Origin of the sequence: Mesorhizobium sp. B1-1-1 (assembly GCF_006442955.1) — a bacterium.
Classification (GTDB): domain Bacteria; phylum Pseudomonadota; class Alphaproteobacteria; order Rhizobiales; family Rhizobiaceae; genus Mesorhizobium.
In genome coordinates this window covers 174,696-192,071 of record NZ_VFWW01000002.1, presented here as the reverse complement: position 1 = coordinate 192,071, position 17,376 = coordinate 174,696, and the positions used below count along the sequence as shown (strand labels likewise).

Here is a 17,376-nt window from a genome sequence, read left to right as displayed (position 1 = left end):
ACGGGCGTGTCATTTCAGGCACAGCGCGAAGCTGTCATTGGCCCTTGAACGGCCGCGCGGGAGGCGCGTAACATCACGGCACTTGAATTTGAATCTGTTTCATTCGTCCGGGCTAAAGTCCGGATCGGTTTGGATAGGTCCTTGAACACGCAAGCAATCGGCAGCGCGGCGGGGCGCGGCAAATCGTTTGCCCATGTGGCGCAAGCCTCCTGGGGCAAGGGCCCTAGCACCTTGCTGCGTATCATGCGCATGACGCTGCGCCACCCTTGGGAGGTCGCCATCACCATCGTCTCGACCTTCATCGCCGCGACGCTGCAGCTTTTCATTCCGCGCCTGCTGGGACACGCCATCGACCAGGCGCAGGGCGTGGTGGCTGCCGGTGCAAATACCGGGCCGAGCAGGCGCTGTGGAATACGGCGCTGACGCTGCTCGTCGTCAGCATCCTGCGCGGCCAAGGCTGAGCGCTCCTACGGTCAGTTCCGTTCGATGGGGCGGGAAGGGTTCCGGCTGTTCCGGATCACCCTGGCATGAAACAGTCGGTTCCTGACGCATCAGCATCCCGATCCGCAAGGCAGTGAAACTGGGCGAGGACAAACCCACGCTTGTTGCGGCGGAGCAATCCTCTTTGTCTCGGTCCTCAAACGATCAGATCGTCAATTCTGATCGGCAAGTCGCGGATCCGCTTGCCGGTCGCGTGGTAGACAGCGCTGGCGACGGCAGCGGCGGTGCCGACATTGCCGAGTTCGCCCAGGCCCTTCACACCAGCCGGATTGACCTCATGGTCAATCTCCGGAACCAGTATGACGTCAAGGTCCCTGACATCGGCATTCACCGGGACCAGATAATCCTGCAGGTCGCGGTTCACATAGCGGGCATAGCGGGTATCGATCTCGGTCGCCTCATGCAGGGCCTGGCCAATGCCCCAGATCATGCCTCCCATCAGCTGGCTGCGCGCGGTGCGCGTGTTCATGATGCGCCCGGCGGCGAACGCACCGACAATGCGCGGCACACGGATTTCGCGCGTGTAGCTGTTGATGTGCACCTCCACGAATTCGGCCCCGAACGCATATTTCACCGAATCCGCGTCGGACTCGCCGCCATGGAATTCCGACTGGCCGGCATAGAGTTTTTTGAGCGCTTCGGGGGTCGAGCCCTTCGGCGCGAATTCGGCATATTCCTCGATAGCGCCTACCTGCATGGCCTTGAATATATCGGCGGTGCTTGCCGACGCCCCGCCCTTGGTGAGGATCCGTCCCTCGTGGAGGTCCAGTTCCTCATTGTGCGAGCCTGCAAGAGGGCCATCCTCCGCGACCGCTGCGGCGAACAATTTCGTGCGCACAGCATCACACGCCTTGAGCACGGCCGAACAGACGCTGGCAGTGGAAATCGAACCTCCCGATACCGGCGCCGGCGGCAAGGCACTGTCGCCCATCTCGACGGCGACCTTGCCGATGTCGACACCGAGACGTTCCGCCGCCATCTGGCCGGCAACGGTTCGCACACCTGTGCCGATTTCATGCGAGCCGCACTGCACGCGCACGTCTCCTTCGGCGGTCAGGCGCACGCGGGCCGCGCATGGCGCGGCAGCGGTCGGGTAGACTGCCGTCGCACAGCCAATGCCGACGAGCCAGTCGCCGTCGCGCATCGAGCCGACTTTCGCATCCCGTCTCGTCCAGCCGAAGGCATCAGCGGCCTGATCGTAGCATTTCATCAGCGACCGGCTGGAGAACGGCTTGCCGCCGATCGGCTCCTTCTGGGGCTCGTTGATCCGGCGAAATTCGATCGGGTCCATGCCGAGTGCGACGGCCATTTCGTCCATGGCGCTCTCGAGCGCATAGACGTAGGGCGTCTCGGGCGGCGAGCGCATATAGCCGGGCGTGTTGCGATCCGCCTGCACCAGCGAGACATGCGTCAGCACCGAGCCATAGGCATACATGCGACCGGTGGCCGAAGTCCCGCCGACGACATAGGAATCGGGTCTCGAGGTCACCTCCCAGCCTTCATGGCCGAAAGCAGTGATGCGGCCGTCCTTGCCGGCGCCGATGCGGATGCGGTGCCGGGTTTCGGCCCGATAGGTCTGGGTGCCGAACGCCTGCATGCGGCTGACCACACAGCGCACCGGCCGGCCAAGCCGCCTGGCGGCCACAGCCACGATGGCCGTTCGCGCCGTCATCGGCCCCTTCGAGCCGAATGCGCCGCCTACGTTAGGGCAGACGATGCGCACATTCGCTGGGTCGAGCCTCAATTGCCGCGCCAACTCGACTTTCCAGCCGGTCACGTTCTGAGAGGGCTCGTAAACGGTGAGTTGGTCGCCTTGCCAAACAGCGGTGGTCGAGAACAGCTCTATCGGGTTGTGATGCTGGGTCGGCGTCGAATACCGCGCATCGATCTTCATCGGGGCCGATTCATAGGCGGCATCGAAATCGCCGGCCTTGACGTCCTCCTTGAACAACGGGCTTTTGCCGGCGGCGTCGATGGTCTTTGTCCCCGGCATGTCGAAACTGGCGGTCGGTTTTTCCTCGGCATAGTCCGCGCGGATCCTTTGCGCCGCCTCCTCGGCCGCTTCGAAGGTCTCGGCGACCACCAGCGCAATGATCTGACCGTCATGGAAGATCGCCTTGTCATGCAGCGGCCCGATAGAACTCGCGCCGGTATTTCCGAATTTCGGCGTCTCGACCTTGTCGAGGTCGCCATAGGTGACGATGTCGAGCACGCCGGGCACCGAGCGCGCGTCATCCAGGTAAAGCCTGGCGACCTTGCCCTTGGCGATGCTGCTCGTCGCGAGCACGGCGTGCGCAATGTTGGCGGCCGGGAGATCCGCCGCGTATTCGGCCTGGCCGGTCACTTTCAGCCGCGCATCGATACGCGGCAGCGGCTGTCCCATGTTTTCCTTCGGCTGTGGAGCGGCGACGTTCATGATCACACCTTCATGTCACGGGTTTCGAGCAGCCCCCTGATCAAGGTTCGCTTGCCGAGTTCTATCTTGAATGCGTTGTGCCGACGCGGCTGGGCCTCGGCGAACGCGGTTTCGGCGGCCTCGGCCGCCGCTGCCTCGTCGAGCACCTTGCCGCGCAGGATCTCCTCCGCCGCTCTTGCCCGCCAGGGTACGGTCGCCACGCCGCCAAGCGCGATGCGCGCCTCGTTCACGGTCTCGCCGTCGAGGTCGAGGGCGACCGCGGCCGATGCAAGGGCAAACGCATAGGATTGCCGATCGCGGATCTTGAGATAGCGCGAACGCCTGGTCCATGCGCCGGCGGGTACCTCTATGGCGGTGACGATCTCGTCGGGTGCCAGGTCGGTCTCGATGTGAGGGCTGTCCTCGGGCAGGCGATGCAGGCTGGCAAACGGAATCTTTCGCCGCCCGTTGTGGCCTTGGACATGAACCGTGGCGTCAAGCGCGATCAGGGCCTGGGCAAAGTCACCGTGATAGGTCGCGATGCAGTTCTCACTGGTCCCCAGCACGGCATGCTGGCGGTTGAACCCGTCCATCGCGGCGCAGCCCGAGCCTGGCTCGCGCTTGTTGCATGGCCATGAGGTTTCGCGGAAATATTCGCAGCGGGTGCGCTGCAGGATGTTGCCGGCAAGACTTGCCATGTTGCGCAGCTGGCCGCTTGCCGCCAGTTGCAGGCTCTCCGCGATCACCGGATACCGACGCTTGATCTCGGCATTCTCGGCCGCGTCGCCCATCCGCACAAGAGCGCCAAGGCGCAGACCCTCACCATCGGTCTCGATCCGCCGCAATGCCGGTTCGGAGAGACCGTTCAGATCGAGCAAGCGTTCCGGCCGGGCGACGCCGAGTTTCATATAGTCGGCGAGATTGGTGCCACCGGCAATGAACTGCGCGGGGGCTTGCGTCGGCGGATGCCTGGTGGCCGAGCGCGAGGCGACGACGACCGCCGCGGAGAGGCTGGCGGGCCTCTCATAGACGAAAGGATGCATCTCAGGCCCTCCTGATCTGGTCGCGGGCCTGGACGATTGCCGCGACGATGTTCGGGTATGCCGCGCATCGGCAAAGGTTGCCGCTCATATATTCGCGAATGTCGTCCTCTGAACCGGCATGTCCTTCGTGGACGCAGCCGATCGCGGACATGATCTGGCCGGGCGTGCAATAGCCGCACTGGAACGCATCGTGATCGATGAAGGCCTGCTGCATCGGATGCAGGCCGCCATCCGTCGACGCCAACCCTTCGACGGTGGTTACCGCCTTGCCCTCGTTCATCACCGCGAAGCTGAGGCAGGAGAGCACGCGATGGCCATCGACCAGCACCGTACAGGCACCGCATTGGCCATGATCGCAACCTTTCTTCGTGCCCGTCAGGCCGACATGGTCGCGCAAGGCGTCGAGCAGGCTGGTTCGGCTGTCGAGCGCCAGATTGTATGGCTGCTTGTTGATGGTCAGTGTTGTCATGACAGGCTCGTTTGGCTTGGCGGCAGCAGCCGGAGGCTCCTCGGACCTGGCTGTCGAGGCCAGAAGCGGAGTCACCGCAGCCGCGGAGACGGTCGCGGTCATAAAGCTTCGTCTGCTGAGACTGGAGGAGTTTGGGGGAACATGCTCGGACATCGCTGGCTCCGTCGCTCGCTATGTCGCGACCAAACCCCTCATCGGGGCCATTGTTCCGGGCCATCCGCGATAAAACGCACAAGGAAGACGGCTCGCAAGGCAAGCCGCCCGATTTGGATGCAAGGATATGACGGGTCCGTTCGAGACAGTGCCCGTCCTACCCTGGCGAATTTGCAGGCGCGCGGCCGATCCCCTAACAAGGCGCGCGGGCCCTCACTGCTGGCGGGCAATTCCGAGAATATCAAGCGCCTGCGCGGCAGAAGCAATCGGGCGCCCCGTGCGGCCAGCGGCTTCGACGATTGCCGCGACCCGTTCGGCATTGTCGCGGGCGAGGCTGCCATCGGCGTGCCAGAGAGAGTTCTCGAAGCCGACCCGCACGTGCCCTCCCGCCGCGATCGCCGCCGTCAGCGCCAAGGTCTCGCCCCGTCCGAAGGCGCAGACCGACCATACGGCGCCTTCAAGACCATGCGCATCGAGCCCTTCAAGGAAGACATCGAGGTCTTCGGGCCGGCTTTCCTGATCGGCGGCATAGCGTCCAAGGACGAACAGCAGCCGGGGGCTTGTGGGCTCCGCCAGAATGCCTCGCCGCCGCAGATCGATGAAACGGTCGAGATCGGCCCGATCATAGAGAATGTGCTGGACCGCGATGCCTTCCCGACCGGCCCACGCGAAGAAGCGGGCCGGCTCCGCCTCGCCATCGCTGATTATCTCACGCAAGCCGATCGAGACGGAAACCGGATGAAGCGTCCGAACAAGATCCATCTGTTCGCGTGGCGAATAGAGCCCGACCGCTTCGGTCGTGATCTGGATCGCCATGACGCCCTGCGTCCGCTCCCGGATCGCCGCGATGGCATCCCGGTAAAGCGCGGCGTCAAGCGTGTGCCGGCCTGAAGCATCGCGGACATGCGCATGGATGGCGGCGGCGCCGGCAGCGAGACACTGCCTCGCCGTTTCGGCAAGTTCGTCGGCGGTCATCGGCAGAGCCGGATGATCGGCCTTCGTTCTGCGCGCTCCGTTCGGCGCAACCATGATCAGCAACGGCTTCAATTTCATCTCCGGGCCCAATTGGCTCTCCCGCAACGTGGTTTTCCATGCTTCATTTCACCGACTCGCACAGGTAGGACAGCATGAACGCCACCGCCCAAGGGATTTCCGCCTTCGCCACCGCCGCCGAACTCAGCCGCGCGCTCGCCGATGGCAACACATCCTCGACCGAGATCGTCCGGCGCGCGCTGGATCGTGTCGACGTTCATGACAATTCGCTGCATGCGTTCGTCCGGCTGTTTCCTGAGGCTGCGCTCCAGGCCGCCGGCGAAGCCGACGAGCGTCGCAGTCGCGGCGTCTCGAAAGGGCCGCTGGACGGTATCCCTTTCGCGGCCAAGGACCTGCTTGACGTCGAAGGCTATCCGACCCTGGCAGGCTCGAAAGCGCTTGCGGGCGAACTCGCAACCGCCACGGCAACGGCAATCGAACGCCTTGTCGCGGCCGGGATGATCCTGCTGGGCAAGGTGCACACCGTGGAATTTGCTTTTGGCAGTTGGGGGACCAACCCGGTCGCCGGCACGCCCCTGAACCCGCGTGACAGCGCCATCCCGCGCGCGCCGGGCGGATCGTCGAGCGGTTCGGGCGTGGCCGTCGCCGCCGGACTGGTGCCGGTCGCGCTCGGCACCGACACTACGGGCTCCATCCGCAATCCGTCCGCCATGTGCGGAATCGTGGGCCTGAAGACGTCCTTCGGCCTTATCGGGCGCGGCGGCTTGCTGCCGCTTGCCATGTCCTTCGACAGCATCGGTCCCATGACCCGGTCGGTGGAGGATGCAGCCCTTCTGCTGGCCGCGCTCGAGGGTCCCGATCCCGGCGATCCGGCCACCTTTGGCGTGGCGTCGACCTCGCCGCTCGACGGGCTCGAGCGGAGCATATCGGGCCTTCGCCTGCGCATCCCCTCGGCCGTGGACCTTGCCGGCGTAGACTGCGGCATCCTGGACCGCTTCGACTCCACCGTCGCTGAACTGGAGGCGCTCGGTGCCAATGTCGATCGGATGCCGATGCCGCAATCTTACGACACCTACAAGGCCCTGGCCGGCGACATCATGGCCGTCGAAGCCTGGCATCATCTCGGCCGTTACGTGGAACCCGCGGACAGCGGCGTCGGCACGGCGATCCGCATGCGGGTTCTCAAGGGCAGGGAAATCGGCCTCGCCGCTTATCACGAGTTGATTGCAAGGCGCCGAGCCGCGCAGATCGAGTTTCATCGCGATCTCGAAGGCGCCGATGCGTTCCTGACGCCAACGGCGCCGATTACCGCGCCGCCATTGGCCGACATCGATGAGACAACGACGCCGCTTGGGACGTTTACCCGCATGGTGAACCTCCTCGACATGGCAGCGCTCAGCGTCCCCATCGGTCTCGTCAATGGTCTGCCCGCAGGATTGCAGATCGCGGTTCGCCGCTTCCAGGATCCGCTGGCGCTGAGGATCGGGCGGGCGCTAGAGATTCGGCGCGACGGCCTGTTCGAACAGCCGCCGGGCTACGCCACGCCGTAAGCTGCCCGTTCATTCACCGCTCGCATACAGCCAACGTGCGACAAGAGCGTCGGTGTCGGCACCGAAATCCGCGCGCGCGCCTTCGGAAAAAACCGTGCCGTTCTTGACCACATAGACGTAGTCGGTGATGGCAAGCGCGGCGCGAATATCCTGGTCGACCAGCAGCACGGCCTTGCCGAGTTCGCGGGCAAGATCGCGGACGATGTCGTAGATCGTCTCGCTGGTCTGCGGATCGACGCCGGCGGTCGGTTCGTCGATCAGGTAGACCGACGGATCGGCCATCAGGCTGCGTGCGATCTCGACCTGTCGCTGCTGGCCTCCCGAGAGCTGGCCGGCAGGCTGCGTGCGTTTCTCCCGAACGACGGGAAACCGCTCATAGACATGTTCCAGTTTCTCGGTCAGCACCGTCTTCTTCGGCCTGGCATGCCAGAGACCGAGTTTCAGGTTCGATTCGACCGAGAGATGAGGAAAGAGGCTCGGCCGCTGCGGCAGGTAGGCCAGGCCAAGGCCCAGCATCCGGAAGGGCGGGTTTCCGGTGATGTCCACGTCTCGCAGAAGCACCCGGCCAGCACTCGGTTTCAGAAAGCCGAACAACGCCTTGAGAAGCGTCGACTTGCCCGTGCCGTTCGGCCCGACCACACAGGAAATGCTGCCAGACCAGGCTCTGACCGAAACGTCGCGCAATATGTCGATGTCGCGCGTATAGCCGGCGACAAGGTTCTCGCAGGCGATCAGCGGCGGGGTCGACGGCAGGGAAGCGGATTCCATCATCGTGCTTCCCGATGCGTTGCGCGGGATCCCGTATAGGCGTGCACGACCTCAGGATTGCGCAGCACCTCGGCGACCGCGCCGTCGGCGATCTTGCGCCCCCGCGCCATCACCATGACGCGCGTTACGACCGACTGGATGGCCTCGAGGTTGTGATCGACGACGACGATGGTGTGACCGCCGCGATTGAGGCTCCTTATGTGCTCGATGATCTCCTCCAGCAGGCGCGGGTGGACGCCGGCGAAGGGCTCGTCCAGAAGCAGCAATCTCGGTTTGAGCATCAGCGCCCGGCCGAGTTCCAGCAGCTTCTGCTGGCCCCCGGAAAGCGCTCTTGCATAACTGTCGGCGAGATGGTCGAGCCTCAGGAAAGCAAGAACCCCACGGGCGCGCTCCTCTGCCGCGGCGCGCCGTTCAGCCGGGTCGGAAAGTGCCGGCACGATCAGGTTTTCCAGCACGGTCATGCGGCGGAACAGGCGGGGAACCTGAAAAGTACGGGCGACGCCGCGGCGCGCGAAAAGATTAGCCGGCGAGCGGGCCATGTCGGTGCCCTCGACGAGGATGGCACCGCCGTCGGGTTTGAGCGCGCCCGTCACCATGTTGATGGTGGTCGTCTTTCCCGAGCCGTTGGGACCGATCAACCCGACAATTTCGCCGCGGGCCAGGGCAAAGGATAAGCCCTCGACGGCATGGATGCCGCCGAAATGCTTGGCAAGACCACTGACCGAGAAAAAAGCGGTGTCCTTCTCAACCGGCATGGGGTTCCTCGGTGGTAGCAGTTGGAACAGGCGCTTGTTCCCGTGGCCGCGCGCGGAAGCGCGCCCAGTTTTCGACCATCGGATACAGGCCGTTCTGCGCGAAGCGTTGCACCAGGATAAGCGCCAGACCCATCAGCACGAAACGCCATTCGCCGTAGGACCGCAGCGTCTCGGAAAGCAGGAAGACGACGACTGCACCGACCACGGCGCCGGGCAGGCTTTCGATGCCGCCGATCACCGCCATCGCGATAACCAGACCCATCTCCGGCAGGATAGCCATGTTGGGCGTCAGGATGCCGATGAAATGGCCGTAATAAATGCCGGCTATCGCCGCGATCACGCTGGTTACCACGAAGACGAGGATCTTGTAGCGCGTGGTATCCACCCCGCTGGCGCGCGCGGCGCCCTCGTCTTCCCGGATGGCACGTAGAAAAAGACCGACGCGGGTCGCCAACAAGGCATTCATTCCCAATACCGCCAGGACGACGAGCGCAAGGCCGAGATAGTAATAAGGCAGGTCCGATCGACCGGAAAAGAGGCCGGGCACCGGCAAGCCCAGCATGCCGCGTGTGATGTCCTCCTCCGCGACCAGCACGAGGCGGAAGATTTCCGAAATGGCAAGCGTGAAGAGGGCCAGATAAGGCCCGGAAAGCCTCAGGACGAGCGCGCCGATCAGGGCGCCGGCCACGACGGCAAGAGCGATGGCGGCAAGAATGGCAAGCGGCAGCGGCATGCCGATCTGGCCAACGAACAAGGCCGAGGCATATCCGCCCAGCGCGGCAAAAGCCACATGGGCGAAGGAGAACTGACCGGCGAAACCGGCAAGCAGCGCCCAGCTCGCGGCAAGCAGCGCATAGTACCAGGCGATGGCGCCGACGTGGGTCCAGTATGGTCCGACGCCGAGCGGCACCAGCAACGCCACCACGAGCAGAATCGCCTGGGCCGATTGCGAGAATGTTGGACGGATCATTGCCGTGCCCCTATTCCAGCCGCAGATGCGAGCGGCCGAACAGGCCGGTCGGCCGGAAGAGCAACGCAATGACGAGCAGCAGCGCTCCGAACGCCTGCGTATAGGCAAGCGCGCGATTGGGATCCGGCAGATAGCCGACACCCAGCCCTTGCACCAGGCCGAGCAGGATGCCGCCGGTAATGCTTCCGCCGACGGAACCCATGCCGCCGAGCACGATGATGATGAAGGCCTGCACGGCCGGCAACTCACCCATCGACGGCGACAGGGCGAAGATCGGCGCGATCAACGCCCCTGCCCCGCCGGCAAGCGCCGAGCCGATGCCGAAAGCGATGGTGTACATGCGGCGTGGATCGATACCGATGACCGCGGCGGACTCGCGGCTCTGGCTCACCGCATCGAGTGCCTGGCCAAGCGAGGTGCGCTTCAGGAAAAGCGTCAGACCGACAAGCAGGACGACGGCAGCGACCGCAGCGATCAGCCGGTCGTAAGGCAGGATCAACGGACCGAGGATCAGCGCTCCTGTCATGAAGGACGGCGGCGCCTTGGCGAAGGGACCGAAGACGACAAGGCCGAGATTGGTGATCAGAATGGTGAGGCCGAAGGTGACGATAATGGCGTATTCGTCCTTGCGCTCGACCTTGTCGGTATACATCGGCGCTATGACGAGCCTCTCGAAGAGCACGCCGAAGATGAACAGGGCCACCATCGCGCCGGCGACACCGAGAAGCGGCGGCGCATGGAACCAGGCGATGATGTAGTAGGACGCATAGCCGCCCAGCATATAGAGCGATCCATGGCCGAAATTGACGACCTTCAACACCGAGAAGACCAAAGTGAGCCCCGCCGCCGTCAGCGCGAAAATGAGGCCGATGACCAGGCCGTTGACGGCCAGGAGGAGGAAATAGCTCATGGGTTCACATCACCTCGTTGTCGGCCGCCTGTCCAGTGAAGCGGCCGCCGGCGGCCATGGAGCCGCCGGCGTGCCGTTCATTTGCCGGGCATGACCTTGTCGGTGGTGGCCCACTTCTTCGGATAGACGATCGCAGCATCCTCCGGCGCCTGGTTCACGGCCGTGTATTGGATGATCGTGAACGGCACGTCGACGAACTGATGGAAAGCCCAGTCGGGAGATTTGGTGGTCGGGAAGGTGTAGGTGGCGTTCACCCCTTCATATTTGATCTCTTCCAGTGCCTTCACGATCGCCGCGCGGTCAGCCGAGCCTGCCTTCTTGATCGCTTCGACGACGACACCGAACGTGTCATAGGCCTCCATGGCCACGCCGGTCGGTGCCCTATTGTAGCGTTCGGTGAACGCCTTCACGAATGCTTTGGCCTTGTCGTTCCATTGCGACTTGGGCTGCGCGACGTTGACGATGAGAAGATTGTTGGCGCATTCGCCGTCGACTTCCCACACTTCCTTCTGCAGCAGACCCGAGGAGCCGATGAGGGCCGTTTCGGCAGTCGGTGCGAGGCCGAGCTGGCAGGCCTGCTTGACGAGTTGATACTGCGCCTGTCCGGCGATCACCATCTGGATCGCATCGGGCCTCGGGCTCTGATTCATCAGCCGCAGCAGCGCGGGCGTGAAATCCTGCTGGTTGAGGTCGATCGTCGCCAGCGTATAGGGGACGTTCTTGGCCTTCAGCTCATCGGCGACGACCTTGGCCCCGCCCTGGCCGAAGTCCGTGTTTTCGGCGATGATGGCGATGTTCTTGAAACCTTGCTCGACCGTCCAGTCGGCCGCCTTGACGTAAACGAGGGAGTTGGCCGGAGCGAGACGATAGACTTCCGGATACTGCTTGGCCGTGATGGCGTCCGCCCATACGTCTGTACCGACCCAGGCGACGCCGTATTTGTGCGCCTCCTCGATTTCTGCGAGGGCGACCGAGGAATGGAATTCGCCGAAGATCGCGGCGACGTTGTCCTTGGTGATGAGTCGAACCGCTGCCGCGCTGCCGTCGGCCGGCTGCCCTTTGGTGTCCTCGTAACTCACCTTCAGCTGACGGCCGAGCACGCCGCCGGCCTTGTTGACCTCGTCAACACCGAGCTGCACCGCCCATTGCATCTCCTGGCCGCCGGAATAGTTGCCGGGCGGCGACAGCGGCCCCACCCAGCCTAGCGCGATTGGATCCTCGGCCAGAGCCGGTGCGGCTGCGAACGGCAAGGAAGCCAGCGCGAGTGCCGCCAGCGCTCCCAAATGACTGGATATGGTCTGTTTCATGCGAATTTCCCCTGTTCTTGTTTTCTGATTGAATGAAACACTACGCTCATTTCTGGCAGATTGAAATATTCATTGCAGCTCGTCAACGGCCGGCGTAAATTCGCGCCATGTTGGAACCCGCCTTCCGCTCGCGCCTGCTCGAGAGTTTCGAGACGATGCCGCGCCAGCTTCGCGCGGCGGCGCAATGGGTGCTCGACAATCCGCGTGACGTTGCCCTCCTGTCGATGCGCGTCCAGGCGCAGCGCGCCGGGGTGACCCCGGCATCGATGACGCGGCTTGCCCAGCGCATGGGCTTCGACGGCTACGATAGCCTGCGCGACCTCTACGCCGAGCAACTTCGCCGCGGCGAGAAGGAGTTCTTGGGCAAGGCCGAAGCATTGATGGCGCGGCGGAAGCGCGGAGGAGACGGCGCGCTGGCCTTCGAGCTGGCCGAAACGCTCGAGCGCCATATGGCGAAGCTTTGCGATCCGGCGACGCTGGAGGCGGTGACCCGGGCAGCCTCGGTGCTGGCAGGCGCCAAGCGCATCTATGCGCTGGGCTATCGGTCGAGCTACCCCGTCGCCTGCCATTTCGCCTACGTCTATGGCCTCGCCGGCGGCGCGGTGCGTCTGCTTGACGGCGTCGGCGGAACCGGACCTGATCCTTTGTGGGAAGCGGGAGCGGGCGACGTGCTTTTGGCGATCAGCGTCAAGCCCTATACGCGCGCCGCCGTCGAACTCGTCGATTATGCACGCAGCCGCGCGCTCGAAATCGTGGCGATTACCGACAGCGTGGTCTCGCCGCTCGTCAACCGGGCGGGCGCCGTCATCATCGTGCCAACCGAGAGCCCGTCCTTTTTCCACACCATGGCGCCGGCCTTTGCCATCGCCGAAACGCTGGCCGCGATCCTGGCGGCCGCCGCCGGCGATCGCGCGCTGGCCGCCATGCGCGACGTCGAACGTCAGTTCGACACCCTTTCCACCCATATCTACGAAACCAGGCAACGGTCATGACGCATATCCTCCATCGCCAGATCCACCACGACTATCCCGTTGCCGTCGGCGGCGATGGCGTCACCGTCATCGACAGCAAGGGACGCCGCTATATCGACGCCTCCGGCGGCGCGGCCGTCTCATGCCTTGGCCATCAGCATCCGGCTGTTCTTGCCGCGATGCATGCCGAACTCGACCGGCTCGCCTATGCGCATAGCAGCTTCTTCACCACCCGGCCGGCGGAGGAACTGGCGGACGAACTTGCCGCTCACGCGCCGGGCGATCTTCATCACGTCTATTTCGTCTCCGGCGGATCGGAAGGCATCGAGACCGCCCTGAAGATGGCGCGGCAATATTTCGTCGAGCGCGGCGAGCCGCAGCGCCGCCGCTTCGTGGCCCGTCAGCAGAGCTATCATGGCAATACGCTGGGCGCGCTTTCGGTGGGAGGCAACGCCTGGCGCAAGGCGCCGTTCGAGCCCATGCTGATCGAAAACCATCATATCGAACCATGCTATGCCTATCGGCATCAGCGGCCGGATGAAGGCAGCGAGGCCTACGGGCTGCGCGCCGCCGATGCGCTTGAGACGAAGCTGCAGGAACTCGGGCCGGAAACGGTCATTGCTTTTGTCGCAGAGACAGTGGTTGGAGCGACTCTCGGCGCCGTGCCACCCGCACCCGGTTATTTCAGGCGCATCCGCGAGATTTGCGATCTCCACGGCGTGCTGCTCATCCTCGACGAAGTCATGTGCGGCATGGGTCGTACCGGAACACTGCATGCCTGCGACCAGGAAGGCGTCGCACCCGACATCATGGTGATCGCCAAAGGGCTCGGCGGCGGCTACGCCCCGCTCGGGGCGGTGCTGGCATCCGACCGGATATTCGATGCTTTTTCGCAAGGCAGCGACTTCCAGCACGGTCACACCTATATCGGTCATCCGCTCGCCTGTGCGGCCGGCCTCGCCGTGCAGCGGGTCATCGAGCGTGATGGTCTGCTTGCCAATGTCGCGGCGCGAGGCGCCACGCTCGAACGACGGCTGCGTGAGCGCTTCGGCAACCATCACCATGTCGGGGACATTCGCGGGCGCGGCCTTTTCCAGGGCATCGAACTTGTCGCGGATCGCTCGGCCAAGGCCCCGTTCGATCCGCGCCTGAAGGTCCATGCCCGGATAAAATCGGAAGCGATGCAGCGGGGGTTGATGGTTTATCCGATGGGCGGCACCGTCGATGGGCGGGCTGGCGATCACGTCCTGCTTGCACCGCCATTCATCGTCGACGACGGCACGGTCGATATCATCGTCGACCGTTTGGGCGACGCCGTCGATGCCGCGATCGGCAGCATTGCGATCTAGCACACGACACGCTCACCGACCGGGACTGTAGTCCGATCGGCGTCAGCCCCGACCTGGCCTCACAGTGCCGCGCCAGACCATCGGCGCGTGGCAGGTCAGGCGACTGCCGGCGCCTGCTTCCTCGCGCGAACCGGCGGCCAGTCGCACGGCGTGCGTGGCGATCTCCTCAATCGGCGGCGCAAAGGTCGTCAGCCGGTAGGAAGCCCAGTCAGCCTGCTCGATGTCGTCGAAGCCGGCGACGCAGAGATCGCGCGGGACGTCGACGCCGAACTCGTGGCGCGCCGCGTCCAGAAAACCGCAGGCGATCAGGTCGGTCACGCAGAATGCCGCATCCGGTCGCTGCCGGCCCGAAAGCAGGCGCCTTGCGCCTTCTGCCCCGGTCGCATAACCCGTGCGGCCCTCGCGCCACTGGATCACCTCCAGTCCTTCCTTGCGCGCTGCGGCAAGAAAGGCCGTCTCGCGCGCCACCAGACTGGGCGTGCCGGCTGCCGACGTCACCAGGGCAGGCCTGGTGCAACCGGCACGAAGAAAGGCGTGAAGTGCCGCCTCGGCGGCGGCGGCGTTGTCCACGCCGATGTTATGCGGTCCGTCGAACCGGTCGTCGCGATTGATCAGGATCAGGCGCTGCCCGTTCTCGAGGCAGGTTCGGATCAGCTCCTGCGGCGGCGTGCCGGACAGCACGATCGTCGCATCGGCACGGTAGTTCAGCGTGTTGCGCAGCGCCTGATCGACATGGTGGCTGGGGCCCGACGTGTTGAATACCATGGCCACTTTGCCGGCATCCCTCAAATGCTGTGTCAGCGCCCGCAGGATACGGGCTTGGTAGGGCGTGTCGCCATCGGCGACGACAAGGCAGACGATGCCCGTCGATGCCCGCATCAGGCCGCGCGCCAGGTGGTTGACGTGATAGCCGAGCTGCTCGGCCGCCAGCAGCACCCGCTCGCGGGTTTCTTCCGAAACGCTGGCGCCGGGCGTGAACGTGCGTGATACCGCCGAGCGCGAAACGCCGGCAAGCTCCGCGACCTGCTGGGCACTGGAAAAGCCAATACGGCCTCTTGGCGTCGTCATGCACACTCTCGCTGCGTTTCTCGATTCTTTGCACGCACGTGCAGCATAGCGCAAGCCAGTCACAGGTGTAACCGCTGCCCTTGACACACATGCGTAAATGAAACAGCTTTGCACAGCCGTGCATGAAGCCGGCGCCGGAGGCTACCTTGCCCATTTCTTCGCGGACCGCATCGGAACTGCCATTGCCTGGACGGACAGCATGAACAGCGTGGCGGTGCAGCCTAACGCGAGCCGGATGTCCGAAGCCGAACTCGACAGGCGTGCCGATGTTTGCCGGCAACTGCTCTTGTCGTCGGGAAACATGGCGATGCAGGGCTACAGCCAAATCGACGCCGCGCAGCCTGTGGAGATGAAGGGCCCGCAGGATTTCCTGACCGAGACCGACGGGAAGGTCGAGCATCACATCCGCACGACGTTGGCCGCGGCCTTTCCCGAGGACGGGTTTTTGGGCGAGGAAACCGGTGGCAGCGGCGGCTCTGATCGCATGTGGGTCGTCGACCCGATCGACGGTACGGCGAATTTCATGCGCGGCATTCCGCATTTCTGCGTTTCGATCGCTTTCGTCCAGGACGGCCGCAGCGAGATCGGCGGCATCGCCAATCCGGCCATCGGGGAGGTCTATTTTGCCCGCCGCGGGCACGGTGCGACGCGCAACGGCACGGCGATCCATGTTTCGCGCACACAGGCCTTCGACCGCGCCTCAGTGGAGTTCGGCTGGTCGCCGCGGATTCCCAACCGCGACTACCTGGACAAGGTGGCCCTGGTCTGGTCGCTGGGCGCCAATGTGCGCCGCTCCGGTTCGGGGGCGCTGGGCCTTGCCTATGTGGCCGACGGCCGCTCGGATGCCTATGCCGAGCTTCATATCAATGCATGGGACTGCCTGGCCGGATTGCTGCTGGTCGAGGAGGCCGGCGGGCGCGTCAACCGCTTTCTCGACGGCGATGGCATGGCGAGGGGCAATCCGGTGCTTGCTGCGGCGCCGGGCGTGGCGGCGAGATTGTCCCAGGTGATCGGAGTGCCGCTCGACGACGAATAATCAATTCCAAAGAGCATGAAAGGGAGGAATTATCGATGAAAGGTCCATTTGATCGCAGGCAAGGCAGGACGTGGCTTGGCCTAGCGGCGCTGGCCATTTTCGGGCTGGCCGGGAGCGCCCATGCGGCGGATCGCAACCTCGTGATGTATTGCGGCGTCGACGAGGCCTGGTGCCGGGCCATGGCCACGACCTACCAGAAGGAAACCGGCGTCAGTGTCGACATGACCCGCATGAGCGCCGGCGAGATCTACGCGCGCCTGCGGGCCGAGAAGGACAATCCGCAAGCCGACATCTGGTGGGGCGGCACCGGCGACCCGCATCTTCAGGCGGCGGAAGAAGGTCTCACCCAGGAATACAAGTCGCCGCAGCTGGCGAACCTGCGCGACTGGGCTTTGAGGCAGGCTGAACGCGCCAAGAACCGCACCGTCGGCATCTATCTCGGCGCGCTTGGCTACGGCTACAACGAGGAAGACCTGAAACAGCGCGGCCTGACGGCGCCGGCCTGCTGGGCGGATCTGGTCAAGCCCGATTTCCAGGGCGAGATCGAGATGGCCGACCCCAATTCCTCGGGTACTGCCTGGACGATGCTGGCGACAATCGTGCAGCTGATGGGCGAGGACAAGGCTTTCGACTATCTCAAGCAGCTCAACAAGAACATCGCCGAATACACCAAGGCGGGCGCCGCACCTGCGCTCGCCGTGGGCAAAGGCGAGACGCTGGTCGGCATTTCCTTCCAGCACGACGTCATCAACGCCGCCAAGCAGAATCCGGCCGTCAAGGTGGTCTCGCCCTGTGAAGGCACCGGCTTCGAGATCGGGTCGATGAGCATTGTTGCCGGGGCTAAGCATATCGACGAGGCGCGGAAATTCTACGACTGGGCGCTGACGCCAGACGCGCAGAAACTTGCGGCTCCGAACGGCAGCTACCAGATCCCGTCGAACACCGGCACCCCGGTGCCGCCCGAGGCGCCGGACCTCAGCAAGATCAAGCTGATCGACTATGACTTCGCCAAATATGGATCGTCAGCGGAGCGCAAGCGGCTGTTGAAGAAATTCACCGATGAGGTCCGCAACGGCGGCTGATCTGGTCCGTACGGCCGATCCGCCGGCTGCCTGCGGGGCAGCCGGCGCAACCCCGA

Annotated in this window: 16 protein-coding genes; 6 read left to right on the top strand and 10 right to left on the bottom strand. The window is 64.3% G+C overall.

The genetic code is table 11. The annotated features are described in order from the left end of the window. Positions 1–141: 141 nt before the first annotated feature. Positions 142–423 carry a hypothetical protein gene (locus tag FJ986_RS03935; RefSeq protein ID WP_246681755.1) on the top strand — a complete coding sequence of 94 codons (282 nt, stop codon included), beginning with the start codon at positions 142–144 and terminating at the stop codon, positions 421–423. 214 nt (positions 424–637) lie between these two features. On the opposite strand, the gene FJ986_RS03930 is transcribed toward FJ986_RS03935, so the two are convergent. The 4 genes from FJ986_RS03930 to FJ986_RS03915 all read right to left on the bottom strand — a co-directional run bounded on the left by FJ986_RS03930 (position 638) and on the right by FJ986_RS03915 (position 5,608). Further along, positions 638–2,917: a xanthine dehydrogenase family protein molybdopterin-binding subunit gene (locus FJ986_RS03930; protein ID WP_140673449.1), complete on the bottom strand. Its 2,280-nt coding sequence runs from the start codon at positions 2,915–2,917 to the stop codon at positions 638–640. Between the two features lie 2 nt (positions 2,918–2,919). Beyond that, a complete protein-coding gene (locus tag FJ986_RS03925; RefSeq protein WP_140656590.1) occupies positions 2,920–3,939 on the bottom strand; it encodes a xanthine dehydrogenase family protein subunit M in 1,020 nt (339 codons plus the stop codon). Position 3,940: 1 nt separating this feature from the next. Then, positions 3,941–4,561: a (2Fe-2S)-binding protein gene (locus FJ986_RS03920; RefSeq protein ID WP_140498389.1), complete on the bottom strand. Its 621-nt coding sequence runs from the start codon at positions 4,559–4,561 to the stop codon at positions 3,941–3,943. A gap of 213 nt (positions 4,562–4,774) precedes the next feature. Beyond that, complete coding sequence (locus tag FJ986_RS03915) at positions 4,775–5,608, bottom strand: 3-keto-5-aminohexanoate cleavage protein (protein WP_246675546.1); 834 nt, start codon at positions 5,606–5,608, stop codon at positions 4,775–4,777. 80 nt (positions 5,609–5,688) lie between these two features. On the opposite strand from FJ986_RS03915, the gene FJ986_RS03910 reads away from it, so the two are divergent. After that, positions 5,689–7,104 carry an amidase gene (locus FJ986_RS03910; protein ID WP_140560392.1) on the top strand — a complete coding sequence of 472 codons (1,416 nt, stop codon included), beginning with the start codon at positions 5,689–5,691 and terminating at the stop codon, positions 7,102–7,104. A 9-nt stretch (positions 7,105–7,113) separates the two neighbouring features. On the opposite strand, the gene FJ986_RS03905 is transcribed toward FJ986_RS03910, so the two are convergent. The 5 genes from FJ986_RS03905 to FJ986_RS03885 form a co-directional block, all read right to left on the bottom strand. Next, positions 7,114–7,872, bottom strand: coding sequence for an ABC transporter ATP-binding protein (locus tag FJ986_RS03905; RefSeq protein WP_181168630.1), 759 nt, complete (start codon positions 7,870–7,872; stop codon positions 7,114–7,116). After that, positions 7,872–8,627 (bottom strand): ATP-binding cassette domain-containing protein, encoded by a 756-nt coding sequence (locus FJ986_RS03900; protein ID WP_140673447.1) that lies wholly within the window; start codon positions 8,625–8,627, stop codon positions 7,872–7,874. The genes FJ986_RS03905 and FJ986_RS03900 overlap by 1 nt, the downstream gene beginning before the upstream one ends. After that, positions 8,617–9,597, bottom strand: coding sequence for a branched-chain amino acid ABC transporter permease (locus tag FJ986_RS03895; RefSeq protein WP_140498394.1), 981 nt, complete (start codon positions 9,595–9,597; stop codon positions 8,617–8,619). The genes FJ986_RS03900 and FJ986_RS03895 overlap by 11 nt, the downstream gene beginning before the upstream one ends. Before the next feature lie 10 nt (positions 9,598–9,607). Further along, positions 9,608–10,507: a branched-chain amino acid ABC transporter permease gene (locus tag FJ986_RS03890; protein WP_140632363.1), complete on the bottom strand. Its 900-nt coding sequence runs from the start codon at positions 10,505–10,507 to the stop codon at positions 9,608–9,610. Positions 10,508–10,584: 77 nt separating this feature from the next. After that, positions 10,585–11,814, bottom strand: a complete 1,230-nt coding sequence (locus tag FJ986_RS03885) for an ABC transporter substrate-binding protein (RefSeq protein WP_140673445.1) — start codon at positions 11,812–11,814, stop codon at positions 10,585–10,587. Positions 11,815–11,921: 107 nt separating this feature from the next. Between FJ986_RS03885 and FJ986_RS03880 the strand changes: the two genes are divergently transcribed. Together FJ986_RS03880 and FJ986_RS03875 are read left to right on the top strand one after the other, a co-directional pair. Continuing rightward, a complete protein-coding gene (locus FJ986_RS03880; protein WP_140515002.1) occupies positions 11,922–12,806 on the top strand; it encodes a MurR/RpiR family transcriptional regulator in 885 nt (294 codons plus the stop codon). Then, on the top strand, positions 12,803–14,134 hold the full coding sequence (locus tag FJ986_RS03875; RefSeq protein WP_140560389.1) for an aspartate aminotransferase family protein: 1,332 nt from the start codon (positions 12,803–12,805) through the stop codon (positions 14,132–14,134). Before FJ986_RS03880 ends, FJ986_RS03875 begins: the two co-directional genes overlap by 4 nt. 42 nt (positions 14,135–14,176) lie before the next feature. Here FJ986_RS03875 and FJ986_RS03870 read toward each other — a convergent pair whose 3' ends face one another. Continuing rightward, positions 14,177–15,202, bottom strand: a complete 1,026-nt coding sequence (locus tag FJ986_RS03870; protein ID WP_140498399.1) for a substrate-binding domain-containing protein — start codon at positions 15,200–15,202, stop codon at positions 14,177–14,179. Between the two features lie 235 nt (positions 15,203–15,437). Between FJ986_RS03870 and FJ986_RS03865 the strand changes: the two genes are divergently transcribed. Further along, positions 15,438–16,238, top strand: a complete 801-nt coding sequence (locus FJ986_RS03865; RefSeq protein WP_181181854.1) for an inositol monophosphatase family protein — start codon at positions 15,438–15,440, stop codon at positions 16,236–16,238. A gap of 35 nt (positions 16,239–16,273) precedes the next feature. Beyond that, the gene (locus FJ986_RS03860; RefSeq protein ID WP_140673443.1) at positions 16,274–17,320 is read left to right on the top strand and encodes an ABC transporter substrate-binding protein; all 1,047 of its coding nucleotides are present in this window, start codon (positions 16,274–16,276) and stop codon (positions 17,318–17,320) included. Positions 17,321–17,376: the final 56 nt, after the last annotated feature.

Excerpts from the sequence above, each read along its gene's own strand:
- FJ986_RS03930 (WP_140673449.1), bottom strand. The coding sequence starts at position 2,917 with ATGAACGTCGCCGCTCCACAGCCGAAGGAAAACATGGGACAGCCGCTG.
- FJ986_RS03925 (WP_140656590.1), bottom strand. The coding sequence starts at position 3,939 with ATGCATCCTTTCGTCTATGAGAGGCCCGCCAGCCTCTCCGCGGCGGTC.
- FJ986_RS03920 (WP_140498389.1), bottom strand. The coding sequence starts at position 4,561 with ATGTCCGAGCATGTTCCCCCAAACTCCTCCAGTCTCAGCAGACGAAGC.
- FJ986_RS03910 (WP_140560392.1), top strand. The coding sequence starts at position 5,689 with ATGAACGCCACCGCCCAAGGGATTTCCGCCTTCGCCACCGCCGCCGAA.
- FJ986_RS03905 (WP_181168630.1), bottom strand. The coding sequence starts at position 7,872 with ATGGAATCCGCTTCCCTGCCGTCGACCCCGCCGCTGATCGCCTGCGAG.
- FJ986_RS03900 (WP_140673447.1), bottom strand. The coding sequence starts at position 8,627 with ATGCCGGTTGAGAAGGACACCGCTTTTTTCTCGGTCAGTGGTCTTGCC.
- FJ986_RS03895 (WP_140498394.1), bottom strand. The coding sequence starts at position 9,597 with ATGATCCGTCCAACATTCTCGCAATCGGCCCAGGCGATTCTGCTCGTG.
- FJ986_RS03890 (WP_140632363.1), bottom strand. The coding sequence starts at position 10,507 with ATGAGCTATTTCCTCCTCCTGGCCGTCAACGGCCTGGTCATCGGCCTC.
- FJ986_RS03885 (WP_140673445.1), bottom strand. The coding sequence starts at position 11,814 with ATGAAACAGACCATATCCAGTCATTTGGGAGCGCTGGCGGCACTCGCG.
- FJ986_RS03880 (WP_140515002.1), top strand. The coding sequence starts at position 11,922 with ATGTTGGAACCCGCCTTCCGCTCGCGCCTGCTCGAGAGTTTCGAGACG.
- FJ986_RS03875 (WP_140560389.1), top strand. The coding sequence starts at position 12,803 with ATGACGCATATCCTCCATCGCCAGATCCACCACGACTATCCCGTTGCC.
- FJ986_RS03870 (WP_140498399.1), bottom strand. The coding sequence starts at position 15,202 with ATGACGACGCCAAGAGGCCGTATTGGCTTTTCCAGTGCCCAGCAGGTC.
- FJ986_RS03865 (WP_181181854.1), top strand. The coding sequence starts at position 15,438 with ATGTCCGAAGCCGAACTCGACAGGCGTGCCGATGTTTGCCGGCAACTG.
- FJ986_RS03860 (WP_140673443.1), top strand. The coding sequence starts at position 16,274 with ATGAAAGGTCCATTTGATCGCAGGCAAGGCAGGACGTGGCTTGGCCTA.